Genomic DNA, 9,693 nt, shown 5'->3' with positions numbered 1-9,693 from the left:
AAGACTTGACAGGAATCTCGCTAACGATTGTAATCGCGCGCTTTTCAACAGTAATTTAATCAGGAGTTATGCATGAAACGTACATACCAACCGTCAGTTACCAAAAGAAAGCGTACTCACGGCTTCTTGGTCAGAATGAAGACAAAAGGCGGACGAGCTGTTATTGCTGCACGTCGCGCGCGCGGTCGTGTGCGACTTGGGGTCTGAACCAAACAAGGTTGCTACACTTCCTCGGTCCTTTCGCTTATCGCGCCAGCAGGGATTTACCCGAATATTACAGGTTAAGGCCAGAACCAATTCCTGGTTTGCAGTTCATACCAAAGCAAATGTTTCTGGTCATGCACGTCTCGGCATATCTGTAAGTAAGCGAGTACTACCTGCTGCTACACAGCGAAATAAAGTTAAGCGCTTGATACGAGAATGCTTTCGTAGAAATGCAAGATGTGGCTTAACAAATGATGTAGTTATTCGTCTACGCAAGCCGCTAGTAGACAAAAAAGATATCGCGATAGCCAGAGTTGCATTAAATGAGTCATTGATAAGCGTATTGGCGACGAAATGAAATCAGTACTTTTGCTCCTGGTTCGAGCCTACCAGCTATTGATAAGTCCTGTGCTTCCTCAGTCGTGCCGATTCTGCCCCTCTTGTTCACAGTATTCTCTGGAAGCAATCACTAAATATGGTGCTCTCAAAGGATTTTGGCTGACAATAAGGCGCGTAGTTCGTTGTAATCCTTGGAATCCGGGCGGATATGATCCTGTCCCATAAATCTAGAATACAGGTGAAACATTGATGGACTTGCGGCGATTATTCTTATTTCTGACTTTTTCTTTTTCCCTGGTCCTGCTATGGAGCGCATGGACGCGTCAAAACGAGCCAAGTGCGCAAGCAGAAAGTGCGGTAATACAAAAAGATCCTTCCGTGCCTTTGGAGCCAGCAAGAGTCTCTGAACAGCAGGTAATGTCTTCATCTCTCGAAGCGCAAAAAACTTCAGCCGGGAAAAAAATTGATGTAACAACAGACATATTCAAGGTTGTAATCAATACGACCGGCGGGAATATCCAACATCTGGACTTGTTGAAACACAAAGATGCAATCGATAAAAGCAAACCGCTGACATTGATGCAACAACAGGGCGACCGTATTTACATTGCCCAGTCAGGATTGCTGGGAAAAGGATTGCCAACTCATAATGCTGAATTTTCGGTAACTGGAGATCAGTTTCATCTCTCAGAAGGCAAAGATGACCTTGAGGTAAGGCTAACCGCCCTGGATAGCGACGAAGCTCGTGTTACGAAGGTATATACCTTCCACCGAGGAAGTTATTTAATTGACGTTACGTATGAAATAGAAAATAAGAGCCAATCGGCATTGCTGCCTTCTGCTTATTTCCAGCTGGTACGCGATTCAACCCCTGTTGCCGGAGCGTCCAGATTCGTCCCAACTTTTACGGGGCCAGCTATTTATACGGAACAGGAAAAATTTAGAAAGATCCAGTTTTCCGATATCGAAAAAAATAAAGCCAAGTTGCCGCTCAATCCCGACAATGGCTGGATCGGGATGCTTCAGCATTATTTTGTCTCGGCCTGGTTGCCGGAAGCCAAAGGGAAGCGTGAGTTTTATGCCAAAAAACTGGACGGGAACGAATTTTCTGCAGGTGTAATATTGCCTGTTGCCAAGATAGAACCGGGACAGACGGGAAAAATCTCAGCCGAGCTTTATGCCGGACCCGCACAATCCAAACTGGATAAAATTGCGCCTGGCCTGGGTTTAACGGTGGATTATGGTTGGCTGACAATCATTGCTACACCACTATTTTGGCTGCTATCTCATATCGATGAATGGATACACAACTGGGGAGTATCAATTATCCTTCTGACAGTGCTGATTAAATTAGCATTTTTCCCGCTTTCGGCAGCAAGCTATCGATCCATGGCTAAAATGCGTCTGGTCGCACCCAAGCTGGAGAAAATCAAACAGCAATATAGTGATGATCGCGAGAAGCTGAATCACGCCATGATGGATCTGTACAAGACAGAAAAGATCAATCCTTTGGGTGGCTGCCTGCCCATGATAATCCAGATACCGGTATTCATCGCGCTTTATTGGGCAATTTTGTCCAGCGTTGAATTGCGCCATGCCCCATTTTTTGGATGGATCACCGACTTGTCGGCAGCTGATCCTTACTATGTATTGCCGCTGATCATGGGGCTCAGCATGTTGGTCCAAAGCAAGCTGAATCCGGTACCTCCGGATCCAATGCAGGCCAAACTCATGCAAATCATGCCAATCGTGTTCAGCGTAGTGTTCTTTTTCTTCCCGGCTGGTCTGGTGTTGTACTCTGTCGTAAATAATATTCTTTCAATCGCACAGCAGTGGTACATCACGCGCGGAACAAAGGCCGCAACCAAAGGTGTCTCTAAAGCCTGATAACATCGCAGCGATCGCCACCGCCCCAGGACGCGGTGGCATTGGCGTGGTGCGGGTTTCAGGGAGTGGGTTGGCCGCAATGGCTATCATACTGACCGGAAATCGCCTTACCCCCAGACTGGCAACATACACCTCATTCCTGGCTGCCGACGGTAGCACGCTCGATCAAGGTATCTGCTTGTTCTTCCCTGCACCCCATTCGTATACAGGAGAAGAGGTGCTGGAGCTTCAGGGCCATGGCGGTCCGGCCGTGCTCCAATCCCTGCTTCATCGCTGCTTGGAGTTGGGCGCGCGTTTGGCTCAGCCCGGCGAATTCACTCAGCGCGCCTTTCTTAATGACAAGATGGACTTGGCTCAGGCGGAAAGCGTGGCCGATCTTATTGACGCAACCACTGAACAGGCCGCACGCAGTGCTATGCGTTCCTTGCAGGGGGAGTTCTCGGCTGCGATTCACCATGCGGTGTCACAGCTCATTGATTTGCGCATGTTGGTTGAGGCAACGCTGGATTTTCCTGAGGAAGAGATCGAAACGGCCGACCGCCTGTTGTGTGCCAGTAAATTAAACATATTAATGGATGGACTGGCGCGAATCGCAGGTTTGGCCAAGCAGGGTAGCATCCTACGTGAAGGTGCACAGGTCGTTCTGGTTGGTGCGCCTAATGCCGGGAAATCCAGTCTGCTCAATCGGTTTGCGGGCGAAGAAATTGCGTTAGTAAGTGAAATTCCGGGCACGACCCGGGACTCGATACGTCAGGCACTGCAAGTACGCGGCGTGCCACTGCACCTGATCGATACTGCAGGACTGCGCGAAACTAACGACGCAGTCGAGCAAATGGGTATTGCTCGCACCAAACTGGCGCTGACTCGTGCCGACGTGGTGTTGGTACTGCTCGATGAATCCAGGCGACGCACGGAGCCAGAAGACTTTGCAGTACTTGCACAATTGCCAGCCAAAACGCCATGTCTCTATCTGCATAACAAGGTCGATCTGAGCGGGCATATGCCAGGTGTGGAGATAGATGCTGACAAGATACACATCTATCTTTCAGCCAAGACGGGAGCCGGCATGGAGGTGTTGGAAGAAAAATTGCTGGAAAGCATCGGCTGGCATCAGGAAACTGGTGTCTTCATGGCGCGTACACGTCATTTGGAAGCGCTTGCCACCGCTGGACTGCACCTAGAAGGAGCCCGCCAACAAATTGATCGACCAGAGATTTTTGCCGAAGAATTGCGCCATGCACAGGAGGCATTAAGCAGTATTACGGGTGAATTTTCGGCAGACGATCTGCTGGGAGAAATTTTCAGCCGCTTTTGTATTGGGAAATAGCCAAAAAGTGTTTCACGTGAAACAATAATCGGCAGCAATTTTTTTGCTGCGATAATCTTTTGGGGTATGATGCGCGTCCTCGTTTTGGTGAGTGACGAATGCGCGACCAAAAAAAATTCGATGTCATCGTGATTGGTGGTGGCCATGCTGGAACAGAAGCCGCATTGGCCAGCGCACGTGCGGGTTGTACCACATTACTGCTGACCCACAATATTGAAACACTCGGTGTAATGTCCTGCAATCCATCAATCGGGGGTATCGGAAAAGGGCACTTGGTTAAAGAAGTGGACGCACTCGGTGGTGCAATGGCCGCCGCAACGGACGAAGGGGGCATCCAGTTCCGCATCCTGAACGCATCAAAAGGTCCTGCGGTTCGTGCTACACGCGCCCAGGCTGATCGAGCGCTTTACAAACAAGCAATCCGCAAGCGCCTCGAGAACCAGCCCAATCTCTGGATATTTCAGCAGCCAGCAGAAAAACTTATTCTGGAACAAGGACATGTGGTTGGCGTACAGACCCAGCTTGGTTTGAGCTACCGTGCCAAGACTGTGGTGTTGACGACGGGAACGTTTTTATCAGGCCTAGTCCATGTTGGACTAACTAACTATCCAGCAGGACGTGCAGGCGATCCACCCTCTATCGGCTTGGCGCACAACTTGCGCGAATTGGGCATGCCGACCGGACGTTTGAAAACGGGAACGCCACCGCGCATTGACGGACGCAGCATTGATTATTCCGCAATGCAGGAACAACACGGAGATATCCCGGTTCCTGTGTTCTCATTCATGGGACGTGCGGAACAGCATCCGCGCCAACTGCCTTGCTGGATCACCCAGACCAACGAGCAAACGCACGAGATCATCCGCAACGGCTTGGGAGAATCACCTTTGTTCACAGGCGTTATTGAGGGAGTGGGTCCTCGCTATTGTCCATCCATCGAAGATAAGATCACCCGCTTTGCTGGGAAAACCTCGCACCAGATATTCCTCGAGCCCGAAGGGCTGAGTACCCACGAGATCTATCCGAACGGGATCTCTACAAGTCTTTCTTACGATACACAGCTGGAACTTGTGCGCTCAATCAAGGGGTTGGAGAACGCGCATATTACACGGCCTGGTTATGCAATCGAATACGACTATTTCGATCCGCGCGGACTGAAAACTTCACTGGAAAGCAAGACTATTTCAGGTTTGTTCCTGGCTGGACAGATCAATGGCACTACCGGTTACGAAGAGGCTGCAGCACAGGGATTGCTGGCCGGAGTAAACGCAGCATTGCAAGCCAAGGAACTGGAAACCTGGTGTCCGCGCCGCGACGAAGCTTATCTGGGAGTATTGGTGGACGACCTGATCACGCGCGGAGTTTCCGAACCGTATCGCATGTTCACCAGCCGCGCAGAGTATCGCCTGCAACTGCGCGAAGACAACGCCGACATGCGCCTGACCGAGACCGGACGCAAGCTGGGCCTGGTAGAAGATGCACGCTGGCAGGCCTTCGAGGGGAAGCGCGAAAAAATCGCGCGAGAATTGGAGCGCTTGAAATCGACTTGGGTAAATCCCCGCATGCTGGACAAAATCGACGCCGAACGCGTGCTTGGCAAAGAGATCGAGCGCGAATATTCGCTATACGATCTGTTGCGCCGTCCCGAAGTAAGTTACCAATCGCTGATGACTTTGCCTGGAATGCATAACCCTGAGGCTTCCGGCATTTCTGAGCAGGTTGAAATACTGGCCAAATATCATGGATATATTGAACGTCAGCATGACGAGATAGCGCGCCAAGAGGGATACGAAACAACACAGCTGCCGCTCGACATGGATTATTCGACAGTGCGCGGTCTGTCGATTGAAGTCCGGCAAAAATTGAATCAGCACAAACCGCAGACACTTGGTCAAGCTGCGCGCATTTCCGGAGTGACTCCAGCGGCAATCTCATTGTTGCTGGTGCATTTGAAGCGGGGCTTCAAACAAGAAAAAGCAGCATGAGTCTGGAGAAAGAATTAGCAGCAGGCATTGCGCAGATGGGTTTGGAGGTTACGCCGGAGCAACAAGTGAAACTGCTTGATTATCTGGCACTATTGCAGAAATGGAATGGAGTCTACAACCTTACTGCGATCCGCCAGCCTGAGCAAATGGTAAGCAATCACTTGCTCGACAGTCTTGCTGTGCTGCCATACTTGTGGCCACGACGTTGGCTGGATGTAGGGTGCGGCGGCGGCTTGCCAGGAATCGTACTGGCAGTGATGCGACCGGAATGGTCGTTTACGTTGCTGGATAGCAACAGCAAAAAAATCGGCTTTATACAACAGGCGGCGATAGAGCTGGATCTGCAGAACGTGGAAGTCCGTTGTGAGCGGGTAGAGCAGTGGCAAGTACAACAAAAGTTTGATGGGATTATTTCCCGTGCTTTTGCCGAAGTGGCTGATTTTGTCAGATTGAGCCGTCATCTGTTAAAAGATGATGGTCGTTGGGCGGCGATGAAGGGAGCGCCGGAACAGGAATTGGCAAGGCTTCCCGATGGAATCAAAGTCGAAAAAGTAATTACATTGCAAGTTCCTAAATTAAAAGCGGCTCGCAGTCTGGTCGTGTTGGGGGTAGAAAAATGAGCAAAATATTGGCAATTACCAATCAAAAAGGGGGTGTGGGTAAAACCACCACCAGTGTCAATCTGGCCGCAAGTCTGGGAGCTGCGAAACAGCGGGTTCTATTGATTGATCTTGACCCGCAGGGCAACGCCACCATGGGGAGCGGAATAGACAAGGCGAGCCTGCAATCGACTATCTACGATGTGCTACTAGGTGAAAAAACCGTTGATGAAGTTCGTATCAAGTCGGATTCCTGCAAATACGATGTACTGCCTGCGAACCGCGAACTGGCGGGTGCCGAAATTGAACTGGTCGATGTGGAAGGCCGCGAGATGCGACTGAAAGAGGAATTGCAGCCAGTATTGCATGAATACGATTACATCCTGGTTGATTGTCCGCCCGCGTTGAACTTGCTTACACTGAACGGATTGTGTGCGGCGAAATCGGTGATGATTCCGATGCAGTGCGAGTATTACGCACTGGAGGGCCTGAGCGACTTGGTCAACACCATCCGCAAGGTGCGAGAAAATCTGAATCCGGATCTGGAGATCGAAGGCTTGCTCCGCACCATGTTCGATCCGCGCAATGCCTTGGCGCAACAAGTCTCGGATCAATTGCAACAACACTTCGGCGACAAGGTCTATCGCACAGTCATTCCGCGCAACGTGCGCTTGGCAGAAGCTCCCAGCTTTGGTATTCCGGCCCTGTATCACGACAGCCAATCCAAGGGGACGCTGGCTTATCTGGCATTGGCCGGCGAGATGCTCAACAACGCAACTGCACAAGTGGCGGCATAACAAGCTTCAACAAAGGGAAAATCATGGCAAAACCGATCAAGGGATTGGGGCGCGGTCTGGACGCGCTGCTTTCCGGCAATAGCACATCAAAGCAGAACGACGTATTGCGCGAACTGAAAGTCGAGCAACTGAAGCCGGGGAAATACCAGCCGCGCAGCCGCATGGACGAAGCATCGCTGAATGAACTGGCGGCATCAATCAGAGTACAGGGTGTAATGCAGCCGATACTTGCGCGCGAGTTAGTAGAGGGTGGATATGAGATCATCGCCGGAGAGCGTCGTTGGCGCGCCGCCCAACTGGCTGATTTGAAAATCGTGCCGGTCATAGTGCGCAAGGTGCCAGACAATGCTGCGCTTGCGATGGCACTGATCGAGAACATCCAGCGCGAAGATCTGAATCCGTTGGAAGAAGCCATCGGCATCCAGCGTCTGATCGACGAATTCCAGATGACGCATCAGGCGGCTGCAGATGCGGTAGGCCGGTCGCGCAGTGCGGCCAGCAACCTGTTACGCTTGCTCAAGTTGCCACATCCGGTGCAGGACATGTTGATGGAAGGTTCACTGGACATGGGACATGCCAGGGCACTACTGTCATTGGAAGGCTCCCAGCAGGTGCTGTTGGCAAACAAGATCATTCTGGAGGGGCTCTCGGTACGCGAGGCTGAAAAACTGGTGCAACAGCAAGGAGAGCAGGCACCAGCCAAGATTGACAGCCAGAAACCGAAAAAAACAAATCGTGATACGCAACAACTACAGGAAGATATCAGTGCCCATTTGGGCACCCGGGTGGAAATAAAGTCAAACAGCAAGGGCGGCGGCAAGCTCGTAATAGAGTTCACAAGCAATGATCATCTGGAAGAGCTTCTCGGTGGACTCAGGAGCGGCCGTTAAAAACCATGGCAGCGGGAAAAAAGACGCTGAACAACGTTTGACACCCCCGTTAAACGCCGCTATCATCGCCGCGCTTTTCAGAGCCGAAGTCCAAGAAAAACGGTTTGCGCGCAAGGTTATTGCTCTACAAACCTTGGCTACACTAGTCGCTACGGGCTTGACAGCAGTTTGCTGGAAAAGTTCGCCGCAATATGCGATAGCGGCTTTAGGTGGTGGAGGAATATCTGTTCTCAATGGTGCATTGCTGGCTTGGAGGATGTCCAGAGCAGCGCTGCATTCCGCCCATGACGCACATCAACAATTACGGCTTATGTATTTTTACGCTGCTGAGCGTTTTTTGGCAGTCGTGGCATTGCTGGGAATATGCCTGGTAGTGCTGAAATTATCGCCACTCGCGGTATTGGGCGGCTTTGTATTGGGTCAAACGGTGCTGCTGGCAGCCCGGTTGTTAATGAAGATCAAGTTTGAAGATAGCGATTAAATCATGTCTACCGAAGTGCAAACATCTGCGGAATACATACATCACCACCTGCAAAACCTGACCTATGGCCATTTGCCGGACGGCTCATGGGGTGTGGCGCATACGTCGGAAGAAGCCAAGGCGATGGGATTCTGGGCGCTCAACCTGGATACTTTCTTCATGTCGCTGCTGCTCGGCATGGCATTTCTGCTGATGTTCCGCATGGCTGCAAAAAGTATAGCTACAGGTGCGCCCAGCGGATTGCAGAATTTCTGCGAATGGGCCATTGAATTCGTCGATACAAGCGTGCGCGGTTCATTCAGCGCAAAGAACAATCTGGTTGCCCCGCTGGCACTGACCATCTTCTTCTGGGTGTTCTCCATGAACCTGATGGACCTGATCCCAGTTGACTATGTGCCGCACCTGATGGGCGCACTAGGCGTGCCTTTCTTCAAAGTCGTGCCCTCCACCGACCCCAACGCAACATTCGGCATGGCGATCGGCGTGTTTCTGCTGGTGCTGTACTACAGCATCAAGATGAAGGGTATCGGCGGCTTCCTTGGCGAACTGACACTGCAGCCATTCGGCAAGTGGGGTTTGCCGGTCAACCTGCTGCTTGAAGGCGTTAACCTCATTGCCAAGCCGATATCCCTCGCACTGCGTCTGTTCGGCAACATGTATGCCGGCGAAATGATTTTCATCCTGATCGCCTTGATGGGCGGTGCATGGGCTGGATTCTCGGTCGGCCACGCCACGCTTTACGGTTCGCAAGTGCTGTTGTCCCTGGGCTGGGCGATATTTCACATCCTGATCGTGACCTTGCAGGCGTTCATCTTCATGACGCTGACCGTGGTCTATCTGGACATGGCGCATCAGGAACACCACTAAACCTAAATTTTCGGCTTCATTCATTAACTTCACTTTTATCAAATAGGAGAAATACAAATGGAATTAGCAAACGCACTGCTGTACATCGCCGGCGCATTGATGATGGGTCTGGGCGCACTTGGCGCAGCGGTTGGTATCGGTATCCTGGGTGGCCGCTTCCTGGAAGGCGCAGCCCGTCAACCCGAGCTGATCCCGATGCTGCGTACCCAGTTCTTCGTGGTGATGGGCCTGGTCGACGCCGTTCCGATGATCGCTGTCGGTATCGCGATGTACGTTCTGTTTGCGGTGGCACACTAATTCGCCATCAGCGACAACGC

General features: G+C 51.4%; 12 protein-coding genes. All 12 read left to right on the top strand.

What is annotated here, in order from left to right; translation table 11 throughout:
- Window positions 1-72: 72 nt before the first annotated feature.
- Window positions 73-207 carry a 50S ribosomal protein L34 gene (gene rpmH, locus SLIT_RS15730; protein ID WP_013031118.1) on the top strand — a complete coding sequence of 45 codons (135 nt, stop codon included), beginning with the start codon at window positions 73-75 and terminating at the stop codon, window positions 205-207.
- Entirely contained in the window at window positions 188-562 is a 375-nt protein-coding gene (gene rnpA, locus SLIT_RS16415) for a ribonuclease P protein component (protein ID WP_223293871.1), read from the top strand. Before rpmH ends, rnpA begins: the two co-directional genes overlap by 20 nt.
- Window positions 559-768 (top strand): membrane protein insertion efficiency factor YidD, encoded by a 210-nt coding sequence (yidD, locus tag SLIT_RS15720; protein WP_013031116.1) that lies wholly within the window; start codon window positions 559-561, stop codon window positions 766-768. The genes rnpA and yidD overlap by 4 nt, the downstream gene beginning before the upstream one ends.
- Window positions 769-792: 24 nt before the next feature.
- Window positions 793-2,430 (top strand): membrane protein insertase YidC, encoded by a 1,638-nt coding sequence (gene yidC, locus SLIT_RS14935; RefSeq protein ID WP_013031115.1) that lies wholly within the window; start codon window positions 793-795, stop codon window positions 2,428-2,430.
- Window positions 2,414-3,757: a tRNA uridine-5-carboxymethylaminomethyl(34) synthesis GTPase MnmE gene (gene mnmE / locus SLIT_RS14930; protein ID WP_013031114.1), complete on the top strand. Its 1,344-nt coding sequence runs from the start codon at window positions 2,414-2,416 to the stop codon at window positions 3,755-3,757. Before yidC ends, mnmE begins: the two co-directional genes overlap by 17 nt.
- Window positions 3,758-3,855: 98 nt before the next feature.
- Window positions 3,856-5,742, top strand: coding sequence for a tRNA uridine-5-carboxymethylaminomethyl(34) synthesis enzyme MnmG (gene mnmG / locus SLIT_RS14925; protein WP_013031113.1), 1,887 nt, complete (start codon window positions 3,856-3,858; stop codon window positions 5,740-5,742).
- Entirely contained in the window at window positions 5,739-6,362 is a 624-nt protein-coding gene (rsmG, locus tag SLIT_RS14920) for a 16S rRNA (guanine(527)-N(7))-methyltransferase RsmG (protein ID WP_013031112.1), read from the top strand. Before mnmG ends, rsmG begins: the two co-directional genes overlap by 4 nt.
- The gene (locus SLIT_RS14915; protein WP_013031111.1) at window positions 6,359-7,138 is read left to right on the top strand and encodes a ParA family protein; all 780 of its coding nucleotides are present in this window, start codon (window positions 6,359-6,361) and stop codon (window positions 7,136-7,138) included. Before rsmG ends, SLIT_RS14915 begins: the two co-directional genes overlap by 4 nt.
- Before the next feature lie 23 nt (window positions 7,139-7,161).
- Entirely contained in the window at window positions 7,162-8,028 is an 867-nt protein-coding gene (locus tag SLIT_RS14910; protein WP_013031110.1) for a ParB/RepB/Spo0J family partition protein, read from the top strand.
- Window positions 7,982-8,509: an ATP synthase subunit I gene (locus SLIT_RS15465; RefSeq protein WP_049871026.1), complete on the top strand. Its 528-nt coding sequence runs from the start codon at window positions 7,982-7,984 to the stop codon at window positions 8,507-8,509. Before SLIT_RS14910 ends, SLIT_RS15465 begins: the two co-directional genes overlap by 47 nt.
- Before the next feature lie 3 nt (window positions 8,510-8,512).
- Entirely contained in the window at window positions 8,513-9,376 is an 864-nt protein-coding gene (gene atpB / locus SLIT_RS14900) for a F0F1 ATP synthase subunit A (RefSeq protein WP_013031108.1), read from the top strand.
- Between the two features lie 57 nt (window positions 9,377-9,433).
- Window positions 9,434-9,673 carry a F0F1 ATP synthase subunit C gene (gene atpE, locus SLIT_RS14895; RefSeq protein ID WP_013031107.1) on the top strand — a complete coding sequence of 80 codons (240 nt, stop codon included), beginning with the start codon at window positions 9,434-9,436 and terminating at the stop codon, window positions 9,671-9,673.
- Window positions 9,674-9,693 lie beyond the last annotated feature (20 nt).

The organism is Sideroxydans lithotrophicus ES-1, from assembly GCF_000025705.1.
GTDB lineage: Bacteria > Pseudomonadota > Gammaproteobacteria > Burkholderiales > Gallionellaceae > Sideroxyarcus > Sideroxyarcus lithotrophicus.
Note: the sequence above shows the minus strand (reverse complement) of the source record. Positions and strands in the feature narration are given on the sequence as shown.